This is a genomic window from Nocardia higoensis, from assembly GCF_015477835.1.
Classification (GTDB): Bacteria; Actinomycetota; Actinomycetes; order Mycobacteriales; family Mycobacteriaceae; genus Nocardia; species Nocardia higoensis_A.
The window spans coordinates 631,271-657,455 of record NZ_JADLQN010000002.1; the positions used below are offsets into that span (position 1 = coordinate 631,271).

17 protein-coding genes are annotated in these 26,185 nt (G+C 67.8%); 5 read left to right on the forward strand and 12 right to left on the reverse strand.

Annotated features, from left to right (window positions below):
• Positions 1 to 82 precede the first annotated feature (82 nt).
• Complete coding sequence (gene eccB, locus IU449_RS16835; protein ID WP_195003001.1) at positions 83 to 1,570, forward strand: type VII secretion protein EccB; 1,488 nt, start codon at positions 83 to 85, stop codon at positions 1,568 to 1,570.
• A 111-nt stretch (positions 1,571 to 1,681) separates the two neighbouring features.
• Here eccB and mycP read toward each other — a convergent pair whose 3' ends face one another.
• A complete protein-coding gene (gene mycP, locus IU449_RS16840) occupies positions 1,682 to 3,049 on the reverse strand; it encodes a type VII secretion-associated serine protease mycosin (RefSeq protein ID WP_195003002.1) in 1,368 nt (455 codons plus the stop codon).
• 41 nt (positions 3,050 to 3,090) lie between these two features.
• Positions 3,091 to 4,542, reverse strand: a complete 1,452-nt coding sequence (eccD, locus tag IU449_RS16845; RefSeq protein ID WP_228804781.1) for a type VII secretion integral membrane protein EccD — start codon at positions 4,540 to 4,542, stop codon at positions 3,091 to 3,093.
• A gap of 189 nt (positions 4,543 to 4,731) precedes the next feature.
• Between eccD and eccCa the strand changes: the two genes are divergently transcribed.
• Together eccCa and IU449_RS16855 are read left to right on the forward strand one after the other, a co-directional pair.
• A complete protein-coding gene (eccCa, locus tag IU449_RS16850; protein ID WP_195003004.1) occupies positions 4,732 to 8,772 on the forward strand; it encodes a type VII secretion protein EccCa in 4,041 nt (1,346 codons plus the stop codon).
• Positions 8,772 to 10,223: a type VII secretion-associated protein gene (locus IU449_RS16855; RefSeq protein ID WP_195003005.1), complete on the forward strand. Its 1,452-nt coding sequence runs from the start codon at positions 8,772 to 8,774 to the stop codon at positions 10,221 to 10,223. Before eccCa ends, IU449_RS16855 begins: the two co-directional genes overlap by 1 nt.
• A gap of 111 nt (positions 10,224 to 10,334) precedes the next feature.
• On the opposite strand, the gene IU449_RS16860 is transcribed toward IU449_RS16855, so the two are convergent.
• From IU449_RS16860 to IU449_RS16900, 9 genes are all read right to left on the reverse strand, one after another.
• Complete coding sequence (locus IU449_RS16860; protein ID WP_067861459.1) at positions 10,335 to 10,625, reverse strand: WXG100 family type VII secretion target; 291 nt, start codon at positions 10,623 to 10,625, stop codon at positions 10,335 to 10,337.
• 34 nt (positions 10,626 to 10,659) lie between these two features.
• Positions 10,660 to 10,989 carry a WXG100 family type VII secretion target gene (locus tag IU449_RS16865; RefSeq protein ID WP_195003006.1) on the reverse strand — a complete coding sequence of 110 codons (330 nt, stop codon included), beginning with the start codon at positions 10,987 to 10,989 and terminating at the stop codon, positions 10,660 to 10,662.
• A 344-nt stretch (positions 10,990 to 11,333) separates the two neighbouring features.
• On the reverse strand, positions 11,334 to 12,899 hold the full coding sequence (locus IU449_RS16870; RefSeq protein WP_195003007.1) for a serine/threonine-protein kinase: 1,566 nt from the start codon (positions 12,897 to 12,899) through the stop codon (positions 11,334 to 11,336).
• Positions 12,900 to 13,023: 124 nt separating this feature from the next.
• Complete coding sequence (locus IU449_RS16875; RefSeq protein WP_195003008.1) at positions 13,024 to 14,241, reverse strand: DUF7373 family lipoprotein; 1,218 nt, start codon at positions 14,239 to 14,241, stop codon at positions 13,024 to 13,026.
• Positions 14,242 to 14,257: 16 nt separating this feature from the next.
• Entirely contained in the window at positions 14,258 to 15,295 is a 1,038-nt protein-coding gene (locus tag IU449_RS16880) for a DUF7373 family lipoprotein (protein WP_195003009.1), read from the reverse strand.
• 149 nt (positions 15,296 to 15,444) lie between these two features.
• Positions 15,445 to 16,470: a DUF7373 family lipoprotein gene (locus IU449_RS16885; protein WP_228804783.1), complete on the reverse strand. Its 1,026-nt coding sequence runs from the start codon at positions 16,468 to 16,470 to the stop codon at positions 15,445 to 15,447.
• 304 nt (positions 16,471 to 16,774) lie between these two features.
• Positions 16,775 to 17,968, reverse strand: coding sequence for a DUF7373 family lipoprotein (locus tag IU449_RS16890; RefSeq protein WP_195003011.1), 1,194 nt, complete (start codon positions 17,966 to 17,968; stop codon positions 16,775 to 16,777).
• Positions 17,968 to 19,197, reverse strand: coding sequence for a DUF7373 family lipoprotein (locus tag IU449_RS16895; protein WP_195003012.1), 1,230 nt, complete (start codon positions 19,195 to 19,197; stop codon positions 17,968 to 17,970). The genes IU449_RS16890 and IU449_RS16895 overlap by 1 nt, the downstream gene beginning before the upstream one ends.
• A 67-nt stretch (positions 19,198 to 19,264) precedes the next feature.
• Positions 19,265 to 20,470 (reverse strand): DUF7373 family lipoprotein, encoded by a 1,206-nt coding sequence (locus IU449_RS16900; protein ID WP_195003013.1) that lies wholly within the window; start codon positions 20,468 to 20,470, stop codon positions 19,265 to 19,267.
• Positions 20,471 to 20,635: 165 nt separating this feature from the next.
• On the opposite strand from IU449_RS16900, the gene IU449_RS16905 reads away from it, so the two are divergent.
• Entirely contained in the window at positions 20,636 to 21,994 is a 1,359-nt protein-coding gene (locus IU449_RS16905; protein ID WP_195003014.1) for an FHA domain-containing protein, read from the forward strand.
• Between the two features lie 28 nt (positions 21,995 to 22,022).
• Here IU449_RS16905 and IU449_RS16910 read toward each other — a convergent pair whose 3' ends face one another.
• Positions 22,023 to 23,459: a metallopeptidase gene (locus IU449_RS16910; RefSeq protein WP_195003015.1), complete on the reverse strand. Its 1,437-nt coding sequence runs from the start codon at positions 23,457 to 23,459 to the stop codon at positions 22,023 to 22,025.
• 108 nt (positions 23,460 to 23,567) lie between these two features.
• Here IU449_RS16910 and IU449_RS16915 point away from each other — a divergent pair, with 108 nt between their 5' ends.
• The gene (locus tag IU449_RS16915) at positions 23,568 to 26,129 is read left to right on the forward strand and encodes an FHA domain-containing protein (RefSeq protein ID WP_195003016.1); all 2,562 of its coding nucleotides are present in this window, start codon (positions 23,568 to 23,570) and stop codon (positions 26,127 to 26,129) included.
• Positions 26,130 to 26,185 lie beyond the last annotated feature (56 nt).

The following is a 26,185-nucleotide window of genomic DNA, read 5'->3' on the forward strand; positions in this document are numbered from 1 at the left end:
AATCCGCCCGGCCGAACTCAACAACAGTCCCCAGGAACTGTACTGTGTTGCGCGGACGTGAGCACTGTTCGGGGGAGGAACCATGCCTTCAAAGCCCACCACGCGCTGGCAGGTGAGCGGCTATCGATTCCTGGTGCGCAGGATGGAACACGCGCTGGTGCGCCGCGATGTGCGAATGCTGCACGACCCGATGCGGTCCCAGTCGCGTGCCTACGCCGTCGGCCTGGTGCTCGGCGTCGTGGTACTGGCGGGATGCGGCATTCTCGCGCTGTTCCGCCCGCAGGACAAGATCGGCGACAACACCCTGCTCATCGGCAAGGAGAGCGGTGGTGTCTATGTCGTCATCGACAATGTGGTCCATCCCGCGCTGAACATCGCCTCGGCTCGGCTGGCCTCCGGTGAGAGCGGAAAAGCCGCGATCATCAAGGAATCCGAGCTCACCAAGAAGCCGCGCGGACAGCTGATCGGCATTCCCGGCGCGCCCGCCGCGCTGCACTACGACGCCGACGGTTCGGGCCGCACCTGGACGGTCTGCGACGTGCTCGCCGTCGACGGCAGCAACGATCTGACGACCTCGGTCATCGCCGGTGACCTCGAACTCGGCGACAAGGCCTCGACGATGGGTTCGGACCGAGCGCTGCTGGTGACCGCGCAGGACAAGGACTATCTCGTCTACGACAACACCCGCGCCCGCGTCGACATGAACGATCGCAAGGTCACCGACGCCCTCGGCATCACCGGAATGACGCCGCGCCCCGTCGGTGAGGGCCTGCTCAACGCGATTCCCGAAGTGCTGCCCATCATTCCGCCCAAGATCAACGATCCCGGCGCGAGCGTGAGCTACCAGATCGGCAGCCACCGTGTCGGTGACGTGGTGCAGGTGGCGACCGAGCCGGACAAGAACTACGTCGTGCTCACCGACGGCCTGCAGGAGATCTCCCCGCTGACCGCCGACATCATTCGCAACACCTACCGGTCCTCGGGCACCGACTCCACGATCGACCAGGCCGACCGGGTCGCGGTGGACCTGGTGAACACCCTGGCGGTCGCCACCTATCCGCAGCGGCAGATGGACATCGTCGAGTTGAAGGACGAGCCGATCAGCTGTCTGTCGTGGAAGCCGAATCCGGTCGCCGCCGAGCACAACGAGGGCGGCAAACAGGCCGAATTGTCAGTGGTCACCGGTGTCGCGCTGCCGATTCCCGACAGCGGCAAGCTGGTCCCGCTCGCGCAGTCCGACGGCAACGGGCCCAATGCCGACTCGACCTATATTCCGCCGGGCACCGGCGCGTTCGTGCAGTCCACCGGCATCGAACCGGACAGCACTCGGAAGGATTCGATGTTCTACGTCGCCGACACGGGCGTGCGATACGGCATCAAGAACGCCGACGCCCAGAAGGCGCTGGGATTGGACATCGAGTCCGGGGTGAAGCCGGAACCGGCACCCTGGCCGATCGTGGGACTGCTCGCCAACGGTCCGACACTGGGACGCGAAGAGGCGATGGTGGCACACGACGGCATCGCGCCGGACGCCTCGCCCGCCGAGAATCCCGTGGGTAAGACCAACTGATCGAGGACAGGACCGCCACATGCGTACCGGGCCGACTCGATCGGTGCGAGTCGGAGTTCCGGCCCGGGCCCGCAGACGGCAGTGGGTGCCGTCGGCAGGCCCGGACACGGCTTACATCTCGTCGCCACCGACGCCGAATCGGCGGCGGATCGGGAACGAGGCCAGATACCCCAGGATCGACGCGGTCGCGATCACGCCGGTGCCGATGAGCGCCACATTCCGGGCGGTGTGGTCCGGCGGCGTGGGTGGCGCGGGCACCGCCAGTTGCCTGCTCCTGGCCGGGGCGGGCTCCTTGGGCGGCAGTGCGTCCGGCACCGCGTGGGTCAGCGCGGCGACAGGATCGACCGCCCCGTAACCGATGTAGGGATTCCACCCCTCGGCCGGCGCGTGCGCGGTGGCTTGGATGCGCTCGATGACCTCCAGCGCGCTCAGCTCGGGGAAGCGCGCGCGGACGAGTGCGGCGACGCCTGCGACGACGGGCGTGGCGAAACTCGTGCCGGTGATGTAGCCCTGCTGACCGCGTTGGTCGACCGTGCCGATCGCGGTGCCGGTGCCGCGTGGATCCAGGGAGACCATGTTCTCCCCGGAAGCGGCCACACCCACCCACGGGCCGGGAATCGTGAAACTCGACGGCGCGCCGTTCGCGTCGACGGAGCCGACGGCCAGCACGTAGTCGTCCCAGCGGGCCGGGCTGATGTTGTAGGTGACGTTGCTCCACGGGTCGGCGGTCGGGTCGAGCGGGTCGATGACCTGGTTCTCGCCCTTGCAGGAATCGTCCTTGTTCCCCGCGGCGACGACCACGACGACGTTCTTCTCCACCGCCGCGTAACGCAGCGCGGCGCCGACCTTGTTGTCCGCGTCCGGGCTGCCGGTGCCGCACCAGACTTCGGAGATGTTGATGACCGATACATTCATGTCGGCGGCGCGCACGATCGCCGAAGCCATCGTGTGCAGATTGCCGTAGCTGTCGGGAAGATCTTCGGGCGCCTTCTCCGCCGAGCGGCCTTCCTTCTGATACATCTTGCTGGTCTGGCGGATCGTGATGATCTGCGCCTCGGGTGCGACGCCGGCGAACCCTTGCCCAGGGATCTGGGACGCGGCGATGATGCCCGCCACCAGGGTGCCGTGACCGTCGCAGTCCTCGGTGCCGTCACCCACGTTCGCGACGAAATCACCGCCCGCCTCCAGACCGGGCAGGCGCGGATGCCGAGCCACCCCGGTGTCGATCACCGCGATGCGCTGACCCGCGCCCTTGGAGAACTGCCAGGCGCGCTCGAGATCCAGCGCGCGCTGGGCGTCCGGGATCGTCGGGCCTTCGCCACCGGTGACGATATCCGCGCAGTGGGAGTTGGCGGGGCGTTCGGTCTTGTCCGGCGGCGCGGCCGGATCGCCCGGCGGTTTCAGGCCCGGGTCCACCGCGGGCGGCCGATCAGCCAGCGCGACACCGCCGTTCGCGCCGACTCCGAAAGATGCGCTCATGCCCAGCGTCACCGCAGCGGCGGCGACGCGCCACCGCCCGCTCACAGCCCGCGGACGACGGAGTAGAGCGAGGTCACCCAGAACACCAGCGGCAGCACCGCGGCCACGAACCCGTATTCCAGCAGTTCCACGGCACGACGCATCGGCGGTGTCGCCGACTGGTTCGGGATGATGATGCCCAGGATCAGCGCCGACACCAGGATCAGCATCGCCACGCCGAACACGGCGAGCGGAATCTCCATCGTCAGTGCCATCCCGGTCAGCATGATCAGCACGATCGCGGCGCCACCGGCGATCAGCACGACAGCCTGCTCGGCGCCCGCGTAGGTGCGGCTGCGGAACATCAGTACCGCCGCGCAGACTAGCGCGAGCGCGATGCCCTGCCAGTACGGGTCGTCGGCCTGGTGATCGGTCGCGGCGAGCGCGCCGACGACGGTCGTCGACGTCGTCGCGGAGACCAGACCGGCCAGGTACTGCCGGGCATGATCGGACTTGGCCCGCAGCACGTCCAAGGTGGGCAGGGCGCGATGGTCGTCCGGATCGTCCTCGGTCGGGTCGATCGGAGTGCCGGGGGAGGGGACCGGCGGCAGCGGCAGTTTCGCCAGCAGCATGGACACCCGGGGCGCGAGGGACAGACCGAGCAGGCCCAGTGCCGCGGCGACCGCGCCGATCGCGCGTACCGACTGATCGGTGAGCATGCCGACCAGCGCGGCCGGGACGGCGTAGACCGCGAGGGCGGCGGCGCCGATGAACAGCGCGAGCCCGACCCCGGTCACCCGCCAGGACAGGATGGCGGTCGCGCCGAGCAGACTGGAGGCCAGCAGCAGATGCGCCCACCCGTAATGATCTGGTACGTAGAGCATTCCGGCGGTGAATGCGGCCGGGAGCGCGCACCCCGCGAGCACGAGCGCGGTGGCGGTGTCGCCGTACATCCGACTCAGCACCATGCCCGCCACCACCAGCAGGATGGCCACCGCCAGCGCCACCGAACCGCTCACCCACACCGGCAGCGCCTCCGGCGCGGCCAGCAGGCCCAGACAGCCGACGAGCATGGTGAGCGCGGCCAGGATCGAGCCGGTCAGCCGCGCGGTGCGCGGCGTCCAGCCACGGAAGTGGTCGGCGTCGGCGATCGCGACGTTGTACATGATGTCGTCGAACAGCGGGGTCGGCGCGGTGTGCGAGGCGCTTTCGAGCATCAGCAACTCGCCGTCGCGCACGCCGTGCTCGCCGAGGGACAGCGAGTTGGAGAACGGTGGATGCCCGATCCTGGCCAGCACCCATTCGGCCGGCTCGAATCGTTCACCCTCGTTGTCGAAGTCGTTGCTGCGGCTGTGCTGGGCGACCATGTCCACGACACTGGGAATCACCAGCGCCACCGGGACATCGACCGGGATCGCCATGTCGACCTGGGTGTGCTTGGCGAGGATCGTCACCCGGGCCAGGTCCGGCGCGCGTACGATGCCCCGTGAAGCATCTTCGTCGATGTGGTCCATTCGTGCGTGCGTCAAGATTCCCCCAACCTGGTGCTCTACCTCGGAATTCCGCTGAGCCGCGTGTCGTCGGGTGGGTTTGCGAACCCTGACGTCCGGGCAGCAGAATGCGAGACGAACTGTACGACATGTCGGCCGGTGGCTCTACACTGAGCCCGGAGTTGCCGCATGCGAAGTAGGGGGATTTCGGCGATGAGCACTGTCCGGTTCCAGCGTCGTGCGCGCCGGGAGATGCCGCGCACTCCGGGCGGCGAGGTCACGCTGCAGCCGCCGCCCGAAATCCCCAGGGTGACACCGGGCAATCTGCTCATGAAGCTGATGCCGGTCGTCATGGTCGTCGCCATGCTGGGCATGGTCGGTCTGATGTTCACCATGGGCACCGGCATCGCGCAGAACCCGATGATGCTGATGTTCCCGGTCATGATGATGGTCTCGATGGTGACCATGTTCGCCGGGCAGGGCGGCGGCAAGGGCCAGAAGGCGGCCGAGGCCAACGAGGACCGCAAGGACTATCTGCGCTATCTCGACCAGGTCCGCAAGGATGTCGACGAGACCGCCCGTCAGCAGCGCGCCTCGGTCGAGTGGAGCCACCCGGAGCCGGGCCTGATCTGGATGCTCGCGGGCACCAGCCGCATGTGGGAGCGCCGCGCCGGCGACAAGGACTTCTGCCACGCCCGCATCGGCATCGGCCCGCAGCGGCTGGCGACCAGGCTGGTGGCTCCGGAAACCGGTCCGGTCGAGGAACTCGAGCCCATCGCGGCGGTGTCGCTGCGCCGGTTCGTGCGCGCGCATTCCACCGTGCCCGACCTGCCGACCGCGATCGCGGTGAAGGGCTTCGCCACCATCGCCCTCGACGGCGACCGCGCCCAGGCCCGCGACATGGTGCGCGCGATGTTGTTGCAGCTGTGCATGTTCCAGGGCCCCGACCAAGTGCTCGTCGCCGTCGTCGCGGGCCCGGACACCGCGCGCGAGTGGGAGTGGACCAAGTGGCTGCCGCACACCCAGCACCCGGATTCCCAGGACGGCATCGGCAGTCGGCGCATGTTCTTCGGATCCATCCGCGAGGCCACCGCCAGCCTGCATCCGCTGCTGGCCAACCGGGTCAGGTACTCGCGTAACCAGCCCGCCAACCCCGGCCTCGTCCAAGTCGTGATCGTGGTCGACGGCGGCCTGCTCGAATCCGAAGACGATCAGCTGCGCGAGTCCGGTTACGAGGGCGTCACCATCATCGACCTGTGCGGATACGCGCCGCGCCTGGCCGTGTCGCGTGGCATCAAGATGATGGTGGAGGACGGCGAGTGCGTCGGCCGCGGCGCCACCGGCAACCTCGAGCGCTTCGCCACCGTCGACCGGATCAGCCCCCATCAAGCCCAGCAGGCCGCGCGCCGGCTGGCCCCTTACCGCGCGGCCACCCAGCGCAGCAGTGACGTGGAGACCGAGGACACCGAGGTCATCTCGTCGTGGGCGCAGCTGATGAGCCTCGGCGACATCGGCACGTTCAATCCGGAGAGCGCGTGGCGGCCTCGCTACGGCCGCGAACGGCTGCGGGTGCCCTTCGGCGTCGGCCCGGAGGGCATGCCGATCGAGCTCGACATCAAGGAAGCCGCCGAGAGCGGCATGGGCCCGCACGGCCTGTGCATCGGCGCCACCGGTTCCGGCAAGTCGGAGTTCCTGCGCACCCTGGTGCTGAGCCTGCTGGCCACCCATTCCCCGGACCAGCTGAACCTGGTTCTGGTCGACTTCAAGGGCGGCGCGACCTTCCTCGGTCTGGAGGGCGTCCCGCACGTCGCAGCCGTCATCACCAACCTCGAAGAAGAAGCCGATCTCGTCGACCGCATGAAAGACGCGCTGGCCGGCGAGATGAACCGCCGCCAGGAAGTGCTTCGCCAAGCGGGCAACTTCGCCAACGTCTCCGAATACGAGAAGGCCCGTGCCGCGGGCGCCGATCTCGATCCGCTGCCCGCGCTGTTCGTGGTGCTCGACGAGTTCTCCGAACTGCTCACCCAGCATCCGGATTTCGCGGAGTTGTTCGTCATGATCGGCCGCCTCGGGCGCTCGCTGCACGTGCATCTGCTGCTGGCCTCCCAGCGCCTCGAGGAAGGCAAGCTCAAAGGCCTGGAAAGCCACCTCTCCTATCGCATCGGCCTGAAGACGTTCTCCGCCAACGAATCTCGTCAGGTGCTCGGCGTGCCCGACGCCTACAACCTGCCCAACATCCCCGGCGGCGGCTACCTCAAGTCCGATTCCGGCGAGATCCAGCGTTTCCAGGCGTCCTATGTCTCCGGCCCCTATGTCGGCGGCGGCTCGCAGCGCGAGGTCACCCAGGCCGGTGTTGCGGGCGGGGAGATCGACGTCAAGGCGCGGCCGTTCACGGCGCATCACGTCGACTTCCGTGCGATCGACCGGATCCCGTTGCCCGCCGCCTCCTCCGACGAACCCGAGGAGCACCGCGGCGAGGACGGCGAGAAACTGTCCAACCTGGACATGCTGGTCTCGCGCATCCGCGGCCACGGCAGGCCCGCCCACGAGATCTGGCTGCCGCCGCTGGACGAGGCTCCCAGCCTCGACCAGCTCATCCCGCGTTCGGTGCTCACCGGCGAGTACTCGGCGATCGCCACGCTGCGCGCGCCCATCGGCATCGTCGACCGCCCCTACGACCAGCGTCGTGACCCGATGGTGGTCGACCTGTCGGGCGCCCGCGGCAATGTGGCGGTCGTCGGCGGCCCGCAGTCGGGCAAGTCCACCGCACTGCGCACGCTGATCATGGCCATGTCCATGACCCACACCGCCGAACAGGTGCAGTTCTACTGCCTGGACTTCGGCGGTGGCACGCTGGCCGGCCTCGAGGGCCTGCCGCATGTCGGCTCCGTGGCCGGTCGCCTCGACGCTGACAAGGTCCGACGCACCGTCGCGGAGATGACCACCATCGTGCGCACCCGCGAGGCCAGGTTCCGTCAGCTCGGCATCGAATCGATGGCCGAGTTCCGGCGACTGCGGTCGATGGACCCGGCGAGCAGCCACGCCGCCGCGGGCGCGCATGAGGACCCCTTCGGCGACGTGTTCCTGGTCATCGATGGTTTCGGCTCGATCCGCCAGGATTTCGACCCGCTCGAGCAGACGATCATGAACCTCGCCGTGCAGGGTCTGTCCTACGGCGTGCACGTGGTGATCGCACTCGCCCGCTGGGCCGAGGCGCGTCCGGCCCTCAAAGACCAGATCGGCACCAGGATCGAACTGCGCCTGGGTGATCCGATGGACTCCGACCTCGGCCGCAAGTTCGCCGCCTTGGTCCCGCAGGGCCGCCCCGGTCGCGGTATGACCCCGGACTGCCTGCACATGCTCACCGGTCTGCCCCGCATCGACGGCAGCGCCGACCCGAACACGCTGGGCCAGGCCGTCGCCGAGGCCGTCGCTACCATCGCCCGGCTCACCCCCGGCCGCCCGGCGCCCGCCGCCCGTATGCTGCCCGAGAGGCTGCCGCGCGAACAACTGCTGCAGCTGGCGGGCAACTGGCCCTCGCAGGTGCCGCGCGGGACCAGAAACCTGCGCATTCCCATCGGCATCAACGAATCCGAGCTGGCCCCCGTCTACCTGGACTTCAACGAGACCCCGCACTTCATCGTCATCGGTGACGGCGAGGCGGGGAAGACGACACTACTGCGCTCGATCATCGAGGGCATCGCCGCGTCGAACACCCCGAACGAGGCGCGTTTCATCATCGGTGACTACCGGCGCACCATGCTCGGGATGATCCCCGAGGGCTACCAGGCCGGATACGGCTCCACTGGACCGCAGTTCACCAAGAACATGAACGACCTGGCGGCCTATGTCGCTCAGCGTGGCCCCGGCCCGGACGTGACCCCCCAGGAAGTGCGCGATCGCGCCTGGCTGACCGGTCCCGAGCTGTACGTGATCATCGACGACTACGACATGGTCGCCACGTCGATGGGCAATCCGACCGCGCCGCTGGTCGAACACCTACCGCACGCGCGCGATCTCGGTTTCCACCTGATCATCGCCCGCCGGGCCGGTGGCGCCAGCCGCGCGATGTACGAGTCGACGCTGGCGCGGATGAAGGACTTCGGCGCGGCGGGCTTGATCATGAGCTGCCCGAAGGACGAGGGCGTTCTGATGGGCAGCGTGCGTCCGAGCCAGCTGCCGCCGGGACGCGGCACCTACGTGACCCGCAACAGCCAGGAGTTGATCCAGCTCGGCTGGATGCCGGCCGAGTGATGAGCCAGGTCGAGCTGGTCCTCACCGACACCAGGATCTGGGCACGCGGCCCCTCGACCCACTGGGACGGTGTGCCGTCCGTCGTGCTGGGAGGCAACGGAAGCCTGGTCGTCGGCGAGCCGCTCGCTCCGCTCGGTCAGGTCAGCTCGGCGGTGCAGTTCGTCACCGCCGAGCGGATCGCGTTGCTGCCGCGCGTGCCCGAGCTCACCGAGGCACTTGCGGCGCTGTTCGCCACCGTCTTGGACAACCTCGGTCTCGGCAGTCCGTGCGAGCGATTCACCATTGTCTGTCCGACAGAGTGGGGCACCCGCCGCCGCGAAACGATAGCCACCGCGGCGCGCCGCTTCACCGGCGACGTCGTCTTCGAGCCGCTCGCCGCGCGGTCGGTCGTCACCGACGACGCGACGCTGCGTGCCCGCCGCGTCGCGGTCCTGGAATTCGGCACACTCACCACCACCGCCGCCACCGTTGTGCGCACTCACGGCGGCGCGGAGGTCGAATCCTGTGAATACGAACCAGATCTCGCGCTGGACGACCTCGGCGTCGACCCGGGCGCGGCCGACGCCGTGGCCGCGGTGCTCACCCGACTGCTCGACGGCGTCCGCGTCGACGTCGTGCAGGTGTTCGGCACATCCGACCCCGCGAAACTCGATCTCATCGACCAGGTGGCGCGCCAGATCTGCGGCACAGATGTAGAAGTGCGTCCCATCTCCGGCGTCGACCTTCTGCACCGCCCCGAACCCAGGTCCGGCTACGTCCCCGACCCGGTGCGCGCCATGCCCGATTCCGAATGGCTGCAGCCGCTGCGCCGGCGTGCCGCCGCCCGAGCACCCGAGCGCAACACCGCCGTGTACGCGTCGGCCGCAGCCGCGGTCCTTGCCCTCACCGCCGCCGCTGTCGGTGTGGTCGTCGCGGTCAGCGGCTCGGACGATTCCCACCAGCCCGCTGCCGCACCGACCATCTCGGCCGCGACCTCTACCCACCCGACGAGCACCGCCCCGAGCACCTCGACGCCCCCCAGCGCACCAGTCGCCACGCAAGCCATCGGCCGCATCACCTTCCGGATCCCGGAAGGCTGGCGCGTGAGTTCCCCGAGCACCCGCAGCAGCCGAGTCGATCTCGTCCCCGAGGACGGCTCCCGCCTGCGGCTCACCGTCATGCAGACCCCTGTCGCCACCGATGCCGGTTATGCCAGGATCGCGGCGGACCTGGAAGCCCAGATGCGCGAGAAGCCTTCCCTCGGCGACCTGCGTCGCGACGTGGTGTTCGCCGGCCGGTCCGGCCTGTCCTATGTCGAGCGCCCCGAAGGCGGCTCTACCGTCCGCTGGCACGTCCTGCTCGAACACGGCACGCAGGTCAGCATCGGGTGCCAGTATGTGGCCGAGGGTGATTGGAAGATCCTGGAGCCGAGTTGTGCGGAACTTGCCGCGTCGGTAGACGTGCAACCCTGAGCGGGGCTTGCGTTGCCCCGCGTGGCGTACCGACTCTCAATGTTTCGGCCACTGAACGCGGTTCGGGCCCCGGTGCCATAGCACGGGGGCCCGAACAGGCTTCGGCGGAACTCAGTTGAAGAGGTTCGCCAGTGCCTTGTCAGTACTCTGCAGCTCCGAGTTGCCGCTGCTGACCAGCTGACCGGCGCCGGTCAGCGTGGTGTTCAGCTGCTCGACGTGCTGCTGCCACTGGGTCTGGAATGCGATGAACGCTTCGTTCGCCGCACCACCCTGGGTCTCCGCGAACTCCTTGACCTTCTGATGGAAGGCGTTCAGTTCGTCACGGATGCCTTCGGCACGCTTGATGATGGTCTGCGCACCGTCGGAAACGCCCTCGAAATTCGCTGAGATATTGCGATCCATAGCGAAACTCCTGTTCGTGAGATTGAAAGTTGGATCAGAGTGCCGGCAGGTCGAGGCTGGAGACCTGGTTCTGGACCTGGGAGGCGAAGTCCGTGTCGTGGTCGGAGACCTGACCGCTCACCTTCATCAGGTTCTGCGCGGTTTCCATCAGCTTGTCGTTCATCTTGTCGGCCTGGAAGTAGTACCGCTCCATGAACGCGTTGAAGGCGTCGCGCGCCGCGCCCTGCCAGTTGGCGCCGTTGGTGACGTTGTCCTCGTCGGTCTTCAGCTGACGGATGGACGCCATCAGAGCGCTGTGCTGATCCATGAACTCTTTCGCCTTGGCGTTGATTGCGCCGGTATCTGCAACGAAGTTGTTCGCCATCGCGGTTGCTCCTGCTTCTCGTCATGGTCAACATGGCAAGTGTCAGCTGACCGATTCATATGGTTGGACGTGCCTCGTGTCCGATCGGTTCCATCGGATCGGAGAGAAATTTTCGAACCCCTGATTCTGCGAAGCCCTTGGTCCCCGTGTGGGCTGGCGATGGCCGGTTCTCGGCGGCGCTGCTGCTCGACCGGCGAAAAGCCGCATTGGCTGAGGCGCTCGGAGCGCGGCATCACCACGCTGCAGGGTCGCCAACACCACCGCTCCCCTCCTTCCCCCTGCGGCAAGTGGGCTGGCTGGAATCACCCTACCGAACGGGCACCCTGTGGCGCCAGCATGTTCACCTACCCGGTGACGACCTTGCCGATCACCGGGACCATTTTGTCGACCAAGGTGGCTGTCGACTGGTCGGTCCATACCTGAAAGGCCTGAACCGTTGCCAGATCGTCGACCACGACGATCCGAGCCCCGCTGTTCAGAATCGAGCTGGGCAGCCCCCGCAGGCCGCCGTTGCCGGCCTCCTTGTCGCTGCGCAATACGATGACGACCTCGGAGTCGACCTCGTTCGCGTAGGAGGACAAGGACAAGGGGCGCGGCGACTCCTCCTGCCCGACAGCCTTGTACGTGCTGCTGTAGGTGAAGCCGATGTCCTGCAGGAAACGTGCCTGGGTACTCGGGGTGAGAACGGCCGACAACGAGGCGTCACCGAAGTTGAACGCAGTCACCGACTTCCCCGCGAATTGCGGATACTCACTACGAACAGCCGCGATCAGATCTGCGCCGTCTCCAGCCGCATCCGGCCTGGTGAGGAAGTAGGTACCTGCTGCCACCACGACTGCCACCACCAGGCTGACGATCGCAGGCAACAGCAGGACTCGGCCTTTGGATCGGGGTGGCTTGCCGTTGCGTAGAGTGTCGACGAGGTGCTGATCTGTCTCGTCGTAGGGGGAAACCGTCGGCGTGTACGTGGCGGTGACCGGGTGAATCGCGGTGCCGACCTGCGGTTGGGAACGCAACTGCTGCAGCGGAATGTGGGGATCGCTGATCGGCGCTCGCGCCGGCGGCCTTCCGGAGAGGGCTGCTTCGGCATCCTGGACGAACTCCTTGCAGGTGGCGTACCGGTCGGCAGGGTTCTTGGCCAATACCTTCGCCATGACCGCGTCCAGTGCAACGGGAAGTCCGTAGCGCACGACGGATGGCTTGGGTGGCGCCTCGTGGAGGTGACCCATCATGACGACGGCCGGCACGGTCGACGGGTAGGGATTCTGGCCGGTGAGCATCCGATAGAACGAACAGCCGAGACTGTAGATATCGGATCGGTGGTCCAGACGCTCGCCGAGTAGCTGCTCCGGCGAGGCGTAGGCGACGGTCGCCATGAATTTTCCGGTGGCGGTGAGATCCTGACCGTCCTCGGCTGACTTGGCGACTCCGAAATCTGTCAGCAGAACCCGCTCCTCGTCATCGGCCTCGACGGCCGAGAGCAGGAAATTGGCGGGTTTGATGTCGCGATGCAGCAGGCCGCGGCGATGAGCGTAATCCAGGCCCTTGCCGACCTCGGTAGCGATACGCAACGCCCGTTGCGGCGTCATCACCGCGGGCCCCTTCGCCGTCTCCTCCGAGGCGTCCGTGCCGTCGACGTACTGCATCGCGATCCAGAGCTGGCCGTCCTCTTCACCGCGGTTGTACACCGCCACAATGTTCGGATGATCGAGGCCCGCCGCAAGATTGGCCTCGCGTTCGAATCGGGCACGGAACTCGTCGTCGGTGGACAGATCGGAGCTGAGCACCTTGAGTGCGTCGCGGCGAGGCAGGATCGGGTTCTGCGCGAGGTATACCGTGCCCATGCCGCCGCTACCCAGTGTCTGGATCACCCGGTAGCCCCCCACGATCGCGCCGGGCCGCAACGCCATTCGGTCCTCCCTCACCAGTCGAACGCCCGGACCACGAGCATCCACGAGAATCTAGCAAGGCTTCGCCGCACGCTCGACCCCCGTGGCCCGGCGACATCTGCTGTCCAGCGCTGACGGAGTTGCCTCATTGCGCGGTCAGCAGCGCGTACTGCGCGGAGATCTTCTGGTGCAGTATCTGCAGCTGCTGCGCGTAGGCCTGTACGGTGTAGCGGTCCACCTGCAGCACACAGAGGTATCCGCGGATTCGTTCGGTGCCCTCGAAGATGTACAGGTCGGCGTAGCACTCGACATTGTCGCCGAGCCCAGAGGGGGCTTCGACTATCCGCTGCTCCGGCTTCGGTGCCGCCGAGGGGCGCCACCGTTGCCACAGCGCCATCGCGCTCTCGGCCTCCTCGCTGCGAAAGACCACCGCATCTCCGAAGGCGACCAGATCGACGTCATGCTCGCGCAACATCTCCAGATCGCCTGGGGCAGCTTGCAGGAGCGACAGGATCGCGCGGCCGGTGTACAGACCGTCCGGATCCGCCCGGATCGGGGTGGTCGGATCTGTCGGAAGAGTGCGGCCGAGTAGTCCTTCCGGGTCGAGCGGGATACGGCGCAACTGATCGGCCGGTGTCGGCTCGAACTCGTCGAGCAGCGGGACCTGCACATCGAGAATCTGCTCCACCTGCGCTGTCAACGCAGGCAGGTCGGGTGGGGAGATCCCGTCATCGATCTTCACGAAGACCACGTACCGGTCGTGAACCGTCCACGAGCCGATCGAGGAGACGTTGGGACGCCAGTGCGCCTTCGTCGCGGGATACTTTCCTATGGCGACCGGTTCGTTGCCCGGGTTGTAGGTGAAGTCGTCGTGTTCGAGGGCCGGGCCGACTTCCTCGGCTGTCACCGCATCGGGGAACATCAGCACCGCGATGTTCATTGTTCGACGCGGGTCGTCGGGACCGCCGCCGGTGGACCAGGCGTTCACCCATCCTGCGACGAGGTCTTCGGCGACTTCGTCGAAAGTGTCGTTGATGATCAGGGCGCCGAGTGCGTCCTGATCGAGTACGACGTGCGGCCTGACGGACCATACGTCCTCGGTATACGACGGATCCGCCTCGAACGGCAATGCCACGTAGTCTCCCAGCCGCTGGGATTCCCGAACTCTGGCCTGGCGCTCGTTGCCGGCGTTGCCCATCTGCTCGGGCGCGGTTCGGAAGTTGCCGACGTTCAAGGTCGACAGATCGGTCTGCGCGCGGACCGGTGAGCCGTCGATCTCCGAGCCACACCCGGAACCGGTGATCGACAATGCGGCGGCGGCCGCCAGGGCGAGCGCGGCTCGTGCCGGTGTCTTCTTTCGCATGGGCCTTCCTAGCCGGTCACGCGCCGTGTGCGAGCAGCTTGTACTGCGCGGCGGTCTTCTGCTGCAACTCTTGGGTGTTCGCGCCGTGCACTCGGCTGACGATTCGTCCATAGGCGAAGTAGCAGAAGGGCGGATACGTGAGGTTGTCCGACTCGTCCTCGACTTGATAGCACTGCGCGTCCGGCATGTTCGGCGGGGCTTGGGCCGGTAGGTAACGCTCCGCTTCGATCCTGGTGAGCGCTGCCATCAACCGGACGGCACCGTCGGCGTCGCGGGCGCGGTACAGGCGTGATCCCGCGCTGGCCACCAGATCGACCCCCGCATCGGTGAATGCGGACGCGGCCAGCGCGGGGCGGCTCTCCGGATGCAGTGCAGCCTGCGCAGGACCGACCCACGACCGATCGACGCCGCCGGCGGACCGATCCTTGTCCTCGAAAGGAAGCGTGCGGCCGAGCAGTCCGTCGGTATCGGCGGGCAGCGAGTCCAAGTCGGCGACCGGGGTGGGTCGGTAGTCGCGCAGCATCTCCAGTTGAGTGGTCAGGGCCTGACGAGTGAATTCGATCAGCGGGGCAGGATCGGCCGGTTCGCTCACCGGGTCGTCGATATGGACGCCGATGAGCATGATGTCGTCGGCTAGCCAGGTGTCGAGGGAACGCTTGTCCACCGACCACTTCGATCGTGCGTTCGTAAAGCCCTCGAGAACAAGGGAATCGCCGGGGTAGTCCGCCGCCTGGCGATCGGCGATCCGGTTGCCCGCTGCCTGCGCCTGTGCTGCGGTCTCGAAACGCAGGGCGTAGAGCGTGGCCTCCCGCCCGAGCAGTGTCCGGGCTCGGCGCTCGCCGTTGGTCTCCCACCCCGCCACGAAGCCGTCCGCGAGGTCGGCGAACTGCGCCTCCTCGGAGACGGAGAACAGCAGCGGCGGGGAATCGGGAGTATTGCGTCGGTCGGCCTGGTACCGGAAACGCTGGAACGAGTACCCAGGGTCGATGTCGACCACGAGCGGCGTGACATCGGCGATCCGCACAGCTTCGAGATAGTGGCCTGCTCCCGGCACGGATTCGATCGTCCGCGGTTCTGTCGGGAAATTTCCCGAATCGAGCATCGTGAGATCGATTGTTGCTGTGTCGGTGCTCTTCTCGGGTGTACCGCAACCAGCGACGGCGGCCACGACGACGAGGGCGAGAGCGAGACGATGGAGAGATTTCATCGCGTGCCCTCGCTGTTGGCCAGAATGGCATATTGGGCCGCCGCGCGTTGATACAGCACGCCGTCTATCCTCCCGGTAATACCTGCCTGGGCAATGACCATTCCGACATAGCGATCGAAGACCACGGTGCAGAACAGATCGAAATTGCGCGTCTGATCGGGGACATCGAGTTTCAGGCATCGGGCGTCGCCGAGACCCGGTGGTGGGGGCAGCTCCTCATCTTTGCGGCCGGCCGTCATCAATGCGTTCTGCAGCCGAAACGCGCCGGCGAGATCGCGTGCCCGATAGAGCATTCCGCCGCGTCGGGCGACGAGATCGACTCCCGCATCCTCGAACGCCTCTCGCATTCGTTCGGGATCACGCTCGAAATGAAGTGCGGCGGCCGGTGTGTACACGCCGACATCGGAGTCCCCGAAGAACGGGTCGCTGTAGTCGGAGGACTGCGGCAGTGTTCGCCGCATGATGCTGTCCGGATCGAGCGGCAGGTCGAGAACGTCGTCCAGTGGCGTCGGCGTCGTCTGGTCGAGTCGAGCGGTCTGCGCCTGTAACGTTCTGCCGACGATCGAAGCCAGCGCCTGGGCATCGGGCTCGGGAACCGCCGTGTTCACCACGATCACGTACGGCCCGTGCGCCAGGAATCCCACCGCGGTGATGTCATCACCGGAGGACACCCTGGCCTGTGGATAGGCGGACACCGCGATCGGGTGGCGGCCGGTCTCGGCGTTCGCGGTCCGGTCGAACTGCTCGGCTGCCTGCCGGCTCGCGTCTTCGGTGGGAAACCGCAGGACCGAAATGATCAGCTTCTTCCGCTTACGCAGGTCACCGTTGATTCGCGACTGATAGACGCCGAGCAACATGTTGTTGTCCACTGCTGCGGCTTCGTACTGCGCCGGAAAAGTGCGCTCGCCGACTATGTTCGGGCCCGAGAACAAAGCAAGTGGACTGGCAACCGAGATGTCGCTGTCGATCTCCGACGGGCTGACCAGATACTCGAGCAATCGCCGGGATTCGACCAGTCGCAATTCGCCGATCGTCGAGATGTCGAAGTCGTGTGCCGTCGGCTCCGCGGGATACGCGCCGGTGTTCAGCGTGGTGATGTCGACGGGTAGCTGTCCTGGCTGGGGATTGCCGGGAATCTCCGCGGCACATCCCGCCAGAACAGTCGCCGCGACCACCGTCAGCACACTTTTTCCGAGTCTCATCTCGTCCCCTCCTCGGTGGTGCCCGGCTGGCTCTCGTCACCGACGAACCGCTCGGTCCCCCCGAGAACCCGGACATCCGCCGGGGATACTACGTCACCGGCACGCATGATGTTCGGGGATGCCCTCATTCGTGACTCAGGAGCAGGTACTGGGCGGCGATGCGCTGGCTGAGATCCTGGGGCTGGGTGGCGGCGACAACTCCCAGGTAGCGGTCGTAGGTGAGGTAGCACTCAGTGGTCCGGATCAGTCGTGGGCTGCTGGGGGTGCCGGCCGCCTCCTGGACGCAACTGGTGCCGGGTGGGGCGCCGGTGGGCGGGTCGGTGGGGAACATGTCCGTGTGCTGGTCGACGAGGGCGCTGAGAAGTCGCGCGGCGGCGTCGGTGTCGGCGGTGCGGTAGACCGAGGAGTCGCCGCGGGCGATCAGGTCGACGCCCGCGTCGGCGAAGGCCCGGGCGGTCAGGTCGGGGCGGGAGACCAGGTGCAGGAAGACCCGGGCCGGGTAGACGGCGGTGGGATCGTCGTAGCTGCCCGGATCCGGGTACGGCAGGGTGCGGCCGAGCAGGCCATCGATGTCGGCGGGGACGTCGGAGAGCCGGTCGGCCGGTGTGGGCTGGTAGGAGTCGAGGCGGCGTACCTGGTCGTCGAGGATCGTCCGGGTGAATTCGAGCAGCGGCGTGTGGTCGGGCGGGGTCGCCAGTGCGTCGGAGACATAGGTCCACATGAGGTACTCACCGTGGGTGGTCCAGGACTGTACCGCGTCGTGGGTGCTGAGGAAGGTGCGGTTGCTCGGATGGCCGGGCAGGTCGAGCGGCCGCTGGGGCGGGTATTTCTCGTTGTTCTTCTCCGCGAGCACGTTCATCGCGTGTTCGGCCTGTTGCGGGGTGGTGAAGCGGAACAGGTCGAGGGTGACGTGCAGCCCGAGGGCGGGGCGGGCGCGGCGGGAGGCGTCCGTGCGCCACCCGGCGACAAGCCCCGGGATCTGCGCGTTGAACTCCTCGGCCGAACCGACACCGCTGGACACCGGCGGGTGCTGGGCGGTGTAGTGGCGGGTGCTCGACGTTCTGCTGGAGAAGACCAGGCGCGGGTTCAGATCCATCATGAGCGCGACGTGCTCGGCCATCCGGATGGATTCCTGCAGGGAACCCGTGGCAGGGGTGCGTTCGGCTTCGATGTCGCGTGGGGTGGTCGGGTAGTTGCCCGGGTCGAGCGCGAGGGTGGGTTCGGTCGCTTCGCCGTCGGCGCCGCACGCGGTGATCGCGAGGCAGAGCAGTACGGTGGCCAGTGCACGGGCGCGGCGGGTGATGGGCGCCGCGGGCATCATTCGCTCCTCGCCAGGATCGAGTACTGCGCCGCCGCACGCTGGTACAGGCCGGGATCGAGACCGCGGGCGAGCGACTCGGACGAGCCGACGACGGCGACATAGCGGTCGTGGAGCAGGACACACACGGTCGTGAAATCGGTGACGGGGTCCCGTTCGGCCAGTACCCGGCAGCGGGCGGCGTCCTCCAGTCCCGGCGGCGGGTCGATGTCCTCGTCGTCGCGGTCGAGGCGCGTCAGAGCGGTGTGCAGGCGGAAGGATGCCTGCTGATCGCGGGTCCGGTACAGGACGGCGTAGTTGCGCGCGACGAGGTCGACGCCCGCGTTCTCGAACGCCTCGCTCAGCGCGGCGCCGTCGCGTTCGAAATGCAACTGGGCTGCCGGGGACAGCGGTCCGGAGAATTGCCTGCCCGTCAGGTACTCGCCCCCGACCTGTGGCAGGGTGCGCCGCATGATCCCGTCGGGGTCCAACGGCAGGTCGAGGATCTCGTCGACGGGTGTCGCGGTGGCCGATTCGAGCCGCTCGAACTGGCGGTCGAGCAGAGCGGCGGCCTGTTCGGCCAGTGCGCCGGCGTCGGGGGTGGGCATGGTCAGCATGGTGAGCACCACGAACGAGCCGCGGGCGAGGAACAGATAGCCCTTCTTGTCGTCGGCTGTGCTGACCTCGATCCCGGTGTGCCCTGGCACAGCGATCTTCCGCAGCGCTGGTTCGATCGTGTGCATCGCGGTGGCGAAATCGCTTGCCGCCGCGCCCGCCGTCTGGTCGGAGGGGAAGCGCAGCAGCGAATGAACGGCGTTCTTCGACGCCCGCACGCTGTTGTTCGACCGGATCGTCATCACCCCCGAGATCAGGTGGTGGCGATCGACGATGGGCTTGAACTCGGCGGGATAGGCGGCGTCGTAGCCCTCGCCGTACAAACCCTCGCCGGCGGAAACGAGTTCGAGCCTGTCGAGATGGGACAGTTCGGGATCGATGTCGAAGGGCGGGACGAGATAGCCGAGCATGCGTCGCGACTCGATCTCGAAGACCTGTTCCTTGTCATCGAATTCGGGCTCGTAGGCGGCGGGCTCGATGGGGTACGGGCCGGTCTCGAGAGTCGCGGGGTCGACCGGGACGACCCGGGCAGTGGCGTGCCCGCCGACGGTCTGACCGCAGCCTGTCAGCAGTGCGATCGACGCGACGGCGAGCAGGGCTCGCCCCCGCGTTCGGAAGAAGCGGTCGCTCGGCATCGGTTCATCCCCCCCAGAAGTGCGATGATGCGCCTACCGCGGATGTTACCGACCGCCGCCGACGTGTTTACAGGCTGTTCGCCAGCAGCGCGTACTGCGCGGCGATCTTCTGGCGCACATCGGGCTCCTGGTCGCTGACGACGATGCCGACGTAGCGCTTGTAGGGCACGTAACAGCGATACCTGTATTCGCGTTCCACATCGCCACTGCTGTTCAGCTGCAAGCATTTCGCGCCTGGCACGTCCTTGGGTGCCTCGAGCGGGTCGTACTGGTCGCCTACCGCGTCGATCAGCCCGTCGATCAGGGCGCGTCCGGCGTCCTCGTCGCGGACACGGAAGACCGAGTCGGTGTCGACGACCGCGATGCGGTCGGCGCCGGTCTGTTCCACCAGTCGCCGGGCCGCCGCCTGGTCGTCGGAATTGTGCACGGCGTCACGGGCATCGACGATCGTGAAGCTGGAGGCGTCGGGCACCCGGTCGTCGCGATCCTCCACGACGACGCGGGCCAGCAGGTCGTCCGGATCGACCTTCAGCGAGTCGAACTGCGCCACAGGCGTCGGATCGAACGCGTCGAGCGCGGGCAGTTGCGCGTCCAGTGTCTTGTCGATCCACTTCACCAGGTCGCCGCTGTCGGCCGTCGGTCGCTGCACGAACAGCGAGACGACGAACTCGCGGTGGGCGATGAACGCCCCGGCGTTCGCGATGCCGGGCCGCCAGTGGATGTAGGCGTCGGGATGTGCGGTGGAGCCGAGGCGCTGGTTGTCGGGGGAGACTCCGATGTCGGCGTCCTCGAGTTCGCGGGCCGCCAGTTTGGCGATCGCCTCGTCGGGGAAGCGCAGCACCACATTGGTGATCGCGGTGGTATCGGGCGCGGGCCTGGTCTGGCCGGGTGGATCGGCTTCGTCGGCGCCCGCGGCCGCGAATCCGGTGAGGAACCGGCGGGTGTCGAGTACGGGCTTGGACACCTGGGCCAGGAAGCTCAACGCCTCTTCGCTGTCGGCGAGCACCCGCGATCCGCGCCCGTACTTCAGCGAGGGGTCGATCTGCACGGTCGGCACGACGGCCTCGGACATGCGCATACCTTCGAGCAATGCGCCGCGGCCGCCGGATTCCTGGTCGTAGCGGTGCTTGGTGACCTGATAGGGGCCGACCTCCAGCTTCCTGACATCCGGCTCGGCGGGGAGGGCGGTGCCGGAGACCGCGCTGCACCCCGTCAGAGCCGCCACCGCTGCCATCGCGATCACCACTGTCGCGACCCTTGAAGTACGTGCCATGACGCGCCCCTCGTTCCTCCCGTTCCTGCAGAAGAAGCTACCGGAATCGGGCCTCTACGACGATGGATGATTCCCGCCCGGATCGCGACGGCGGTCCCGGGCGTGCAATACCCTGGACGACATGGCGACGACCCGTGATCACCCGGCAGGCGGAGACCGATAGCGGTGCAGGATCGTCAGGTCGAGATCGTCGCCGGTGAGCACGCGGTGGCCCGGGTCTGCGGCGCGGTGCTCGTGGTCGCCCACCGCGGTCGTGGACCGGTGACTCCCGAGTCGCCCGCGGCGGTCGCTCTGCACGCGCTCGGTGATCTGGTTCGCGACGCTCAGCGGTTCCAGCCGTCCGGGCCCGGCCCGCTGGTCGCCAGGGAGGCCACCCGCTGGTTGATGAAACACGCCGAACGGATAAGCCCCGGCGTGCCCATCGATTTCGGCATCCTCTCGCCCGCCGAACAGGGTGCGCTCGCGGTGTTCCTGCACGGCGGTGTCACGGCTGTGCTGGCCGATGCGGGCGCGGTCGAGCGATTGCGCGGCAGAGACGCCGCGTTCACCGTCGATCGGGTCGTCGCGGTACCCGCTCGTGCGGTGGGACTGTATGTCGACGACGCGGGCGGCCGGGCACCCGAATTGCCCGAGGCACCGGGGATCGGCCGGTTGGTCGACGGTGTGGCGCAGGCGGGCGGCGCCATTCTGTGGACCGGTGGCGGCTGGTCGGCGGCCGGGTCCGGTCCGGGCCGGGAGACCGCCGCCGCCCCGCCGGTCCCGACCGCGCGCATCGAACAGGGGCCGCGAGCTCACGCGCCCACCGAACGCGACATCCCGCCCGCGGCCGTGCCTGCGGCACCGGCTGTCCCAGCGCGTGAAGCGCCGGCCGCCGTCGACTCCGCCGAGGCCGATACGCGGACCGCCGCGGCGACGTCGATGATGGATTCCGTCGACGAACAGAACGCCGCTCGCCCCCGTCCCGGCACGGGGACCAATCCCGCTCCCCGGCCCGATCCCGAACTGCAGCGCCGGTTGGAAGCCACCGCGAAGGCGACCGCTCTGACGGTCAAGGTGCTCGGATTCAAATGTGCTCGTGCCCATCCCAGCGATCCGCGTTCGGCCTTCTGCACGGTGTGTGGCATGCCGGTCGACCAGACACAGGCGCTCATCGAAGTGGTGCGTCCGCCGCTGGGCATGCTGGTCCTCGACGACGGCATGACCTACATGCTGGCCGCCGACGCCGTACTCGGCCGTGACCCGGAACATTCCGAGGCCGCGCAGCAGGGCCTGGTGCCGTTGAAGGTCGACGACGCCTCCGGCGGCATGTCCCGCGCGCACGCCGAGATCCGGTTGGTGAACTGGGATGTGACGGTGGTGGACCGCGGCTCCACCAACGGCACCAGGACCAGGCTGCCCGGCTACCGCGATTGGATCCGGCTCAATCCGTATCAGCCGATGACGCTGATCCCTGGCTCGGAGGTCATGCTCGGCAATCGGGTACTGCGCCTGGAACCGATCGCCCCGCCGCCGTTCGGCGGCTGAATTCGGCCCCCGGAGTGCGGGGACCCGATCAGGAATAGCGCGACATGCAGGTGTTCTCGCCGTAGAGCACCCCTGCGCGGAAGGCGTCCACCCGCGCGAAGCCGCTCGGCACTGTCTTGCCCTGCACGTCGCTGGCGGCCAGACCGTCGGTGAGCAGGCCGGAGACCGCCTCGTCCAGGTCGCCCGCGGCCAGCGAGATGTTGCCCTGGGAGCGTTGCCTGTTCGGGTCGGCGAGCTCGCCGGTCACCACCCCGGCCAGGCAGGCCGCGCGCAGGCCGGTCTTGGCGCCGCTGAGCGACTGTCCGTGACTGTTCTGCACGGCGAGGGTGTAGCGGGCGATGAAGACGACGTAGCCGTTGTAGTCTCCGGACACCTTCATCGGCAGCGGGTCGTCGGGATCGCTGTCGTCGGTGCCGCGTTCGGCCAGCAGCGGGATGTCGGTGGAGATGGTGTTGTCGGCCGGGCAGTAGGACACCGGCGCGGTGCTGACGCCGTCGGCGCAGTCGATCTCGGCGCCGGAGTAGTCGTAGGTGGGACCGTTGTCCAGCGGCAGGATGGCGGCGAGTGCCTTGCTCAGCTCGATCAGGCTGTCCTTGTCGATCGGGTATTCGCCGTCGTGACCGCCGAGTGTCTGCGGCAGGTTGCCGCGGCGCTGGTTGATCTCGTCGATGTCGATGCTCTTGCAGGCCACCGGGCCGTCGGTGAAGCCGATCTGTACCGCGGTGACCCGCTCGAACGCCGAGCCGTGCACGCTGGCCGGGTCGTCGGGGTCGGTGTCGCGGATGGCGACCGTCGCCGCCAGCACCGAGTTCAGCCCGTCGGAGGTGTTGATGGTGAAGTGCGCGGACCTGCCCTCGGCGACATGGCGGATGAACGCGCCGGCGAAGCAGTCGGCCTGCTGCTCCTTCACGATGACCGGATCCTTGGTGGCCACGATGCCGGACTGGTCCTGGATGGCGTGACCGTACTCGTGGGCGAGCACCATGACCACGGCCATCTGACCGAACGTCTCGGCCATGGTGGGCAGCAGCACCCCGCGATCCCAGCCGATCGACGTGTCCAACCGGCAGTAGGCCGCGTTCACGAGGCGGTAGGTCGACTCCTCGCAGAACTCGGGCCCCTGCGAGCGGTCCTTGGCACTCCACGAGATCAGCTCATCGACCGGCTCGAATTCGCCACCGAACGCCTTGCCGTACTCCACCCGCCAGTAGGTCTGGATGTCCTCGACGGCATTGAGCGCCAACGTGTCGATCTCGCCGCCGTCGCCGTTGGTCGCGGTGAGGGTGGAGTCGGCGACACCCTCGCGCGGCCCACTCGGACCGCTGGTGGTCGGCAGGCCTGCCACTTTGAACGGGTCGTCGTAGACCGAGACCGCTCGTCCGTCGACGTAGCTGGTGCACCCGGCGAGCAGGGTGACCGCGCACAGGACGACGGCGAAAATGCTCGTCGCTCGGAGTGTGGCCAAGGCTCCCCCTCGTCGGCCTGTTCAGCGGTTCGGATCAGGGGCCGGATCAGGGTGGGACGAGCTTCCGGGGCGCTCCCGATGTCCGGTCGATGGCATAGTATCCGCTGCATGTCTTCACCGGGGGCGCAGACCATCACCGTGCGCCATGATGGAACGGAACGGACCTTCGATTCGAACCAGCCGATCACCCTGGGGCGTGCCCCGGAAGTGACGCTGTTCGTCGACAGTCCGTTGGTGTCGCGGGTGCACGCGACATTGACCTGGCAGGGGAGCGGCTGGGTCCTTACCGACAACGGAAGCACGAACGGCGTTTTCGTCGACGCCCGTCGCCTGAGTCAGCCGGTCACGATCGACCGGCCGACGCAGGTTCGGCTGGGCGACGCGATCAGCGGGCCGTTGCTGCACCTGCTTCCCAGCGCAATGGTGCCGCGGCCGCCGTCCGGGCCGATGCCGCACCAGGGCAGATCGGCGCCACCGCCGCAACGACCGAGTTACCAACGTCCGCCCACTCCGCCGTTCCCGCAGCAACAGCCGGGCCCCAGCTCGGGGCAGCAGCCGGCCGCCGGACCGTATCCGGGCGCGCGTCCCCAGGTTCCGGCCCAGCAGGCGCAGCACGCCGCGCCCCCTGTCCAGCAAGCGCAGCAGCCCAACGTCAACATGACGACCAAGGCCGATACCTCGGCACTGCCGCCGCTGCGGGCACGCAACTCCACCGCGGCGATCGCGCGCGCCGACCGGCTCCCGCCGGGCGGGCTCGCCATCGGCCGTACCACCGACAATCAGATCGTCGTCAACGATCCGCTGGCTTCGCGTAAGCACGCGCGCCTCGTCGCGGGCCCCGAGGGCCTCACCATCGAGGATCTCGGCTCGGCCAACGGCACCTTCGTCAACGGCACCCGCCAGCAGCGCTCGGTACTGCGCGAAGGCGATGTCATCACCATCGGCAACATCGACTTCGCCGTCCAACAGGGCACGCTGGTGCTGCGGCAGAAGCCGGTCACCGAGCAGGGCCTGCACGTGCACGGCGTCGGGTTCACCGTCGAGAACAACAAGCAGCTGCTCGTCGACGTGAACATGCAGGCGGGTCGCGGCACGCTGACCGCGCTGATCGGTCCGTCGGGTGCGGGCAAGTCGACGCTGTCGAAATTGATCGCGGGCAACACCCAGCCCTCGGGCGGCGTGGTCACCTTCGAAGGCCGCAATCTGCACGCCGAGTACGAGGCACTGCGCTCGCGTATCGGCATGGTGCCGCAGGACGATGTGCTGCACCGGCAGCTGACCGTCCGGCAGGCGCTCGGCTATGCGGCCGAGCTGCGGCTGCCGCCGGACACCACCAAAGCCGATCGGCAGCAGGTCATCGACGGCGTACTGAAAGAGCTCTCGCTCACCGAGCACGCCGACACCCGGGTCGACAAGCTTTCCGGCGGTCAGCGCAAGCGCGCCTCGGTGGCGCTGGAACTGCTGACCGGCCCCTCGCTGCTGATCCTGGACGAGCCGACCTCCGGCCTCGATCCCGCGCTGGACCGCCAGGTCATGGTGATGCTGCGCGAACTCGCCGACGCGGGACGCGTCGTCATCGTGGTCACCCACTCGGTCGCCTGCCTGGACATGTGCGACCAGGTGCTGTTGCTCGCGCCCGGCGGCAAGACGGCCTTCTGCGGCCATCCCGCCGGTGTCGGCGCGGCCATGGGCACCAGCGACTGGGCCGAGATCTTCGCCGAGGTGGCAGCCAATCCCGACCAGGCGTTCGCGGCCTACCGTTCGCGGCAGGCCTTCGCGCCCCCGCCGCCTCCGCCGCCGCGCTACGGGCCGGCGGGCTCCCCTCCCCAGACCAGCTCGGTCAAGCAGTTCTCGACGCTGGTGCGCAGGCAGCTGCGGCTCATCGCCTCCGACCGGGTGTACTCGCTGACGCTGCTGCTGTTGCCGGTCGTGGTCGGTGCGGTCACCCTGACCGCACCGGGCAAGAACGGCTTCCAGCCGCCGCCGCTGGTGCAGACCTCGGAGGGCATCGGTCCGGCGATCAGCTCCGAGGCGCAGACGCTGCTGTCGTTCCTGGTGATCGGCGCCTGCTTCATGGGCATCTCGTTGAGCGTGCGCGACCTGGTCGGCGAGCGGACCATCTTCGTGCGCGAGCGCGCGGTGGGATTGTCGCCCTCGGCGTATCTGATGGCCAAGATCCTGGTGTTCAGCCTGGCCGCGGTCTATCAGGTCGCGGTGATGCTCGCGATCGTGCTGGTCGGCAAGAGCGGGCCGCGCGAGGGTGTGGTCATCCCGCCGGGCGCGGTCGAATTGTTCGTCGACATCACCTTGCTGGCGGTGTCCAGCGTGGTACTCGGCCTGCTGATCTCCTCGCTGGTGAAATCCAACGAGCAGATGATGGCGGTGCTCATCCTCGCGATCATCGTGCAGCTGGTGATGATGGGCAGCTTCATCCCGGTGGCCGGACGGCCCGGCCTCGAGCAGCTGTCGTGGCTGTTCCCGGCACGGTGGGGCTTCGCCTCCGGTGCCTCGACGGTCGACCTCACGACCCTGTTCGTCAAGGCCGAGCCGGACACGCTGTGGCAGCACACCGTGCAGTGGTGGGCGATCGATATCGCGGCACTGGTCGTCATCACGGTGGTGCTCGCGGTGATCGTCCGGCGCAACCTACGGTTGAAGAGGTCGGCCTGATGAGTGCCGTACCGGCCGGGCCCGGCGCGCCGCGGGCAGGCATCCCGCGCGCGCCG

What these genes read in the sequence shown, in the direction of transcription:
- IU449_RS16875 (WP_195003008.1), bottom strand. Translation starts at nt 14,241, where the DNA reads ATGCGAAAGAAGACACCGGCACGAGCCGCGCTCGCCCTGGCGGCCGCC.
- IU449_RS16900 (WP_195003013.1), bottom strand. Translation starts at nt 20,470, where the DNA reads ATGGCACGTACTTCAAGGGTCGCGACAGTGGTGATCGCGATGGCAGCG.
- IU449_RS16870 (WP_195003007.1), bottom strand. Translation starts at nt 12,899, where the DNA reads ATGGCGTTGCGGCCCGGCGCGATCGTGGGGGGCTACCGGGTGATCCAG.
- eccB (WP_195003001.1), top strand. Translation starts at nt 83, where the DNA reads ATGCCTTCAAAGCCCACCACGCGCTGGCAGGTGAGCGGCTATCGATTC.
- IU449_RS16865 (WP_195003006.1), bottom strand. Translation starts at nt 10,989, where the DNA reads ATGGCGAACAACTTCGTTGCAGATACCGGCGCAATCAACGCCAAGGCG.
- IU449_RS16895 (WP_195003012.1), bottom strand. Translation starts at nt 19,197, where the DNA reads ATGCCGAGCGACCGCTTCTTCCGAACGCGGGGGCGAGCCCTGCTCGCC.
- IU449_RS16915 (WP_195003016.1), top strand. Translation starts at nt 23,568, where the DNA reads ATGTCTTCACCGGGGGCGCAGACCATCACCGTGCGCCATGATGGAACG.
- eccCa (WP_195003004.1), top strand. Translation starts at nt 4,732, where the DNA reads ATGAGCACTGTCCGGTTCCAGCGTCGTGCGCGCCGGGAGATGCCGCGC.
- IU449_RS16860 (WP_067861459.1), bottom strand. Translation starts at nt 10,625, where the DNA reads ATGGATCGCAATATCTCAGCGAATTTCGAGGGCGTTTCCGACGGTGCG.
- eccD (WP_228804781.1), bottom strand. Translation starts at nt 4,542, where the DNA reads ATGGACCACATCGACGAAGATGCTTCACGGGGCATCGTACGCGCGCCG.
- mycP (WP_195003002.1), bottom strand. Translation starts at nt 3,049, where the DNA reads ATGAGCGCATCTTTCGGAGTCGGCGCGAACGGCGGTGTCGCGCTGGCT.
- IU449_RS16890 (WP_195003011.1), bottom strand. Translation starts at nt 17,968, where the DNA reads ATGCCCGCGGCGCCCATCACCCGCCGCGCCCGTGCACTGGCCACCGTA.
- IU449_RS16855 (WP_195003005.1), top strand. Translation starts at nt 8,772, where the DNA reads ATGAGCCAGGTCGAGCTGGTCCTCACCGACACCAGGATCTGGGCACGC.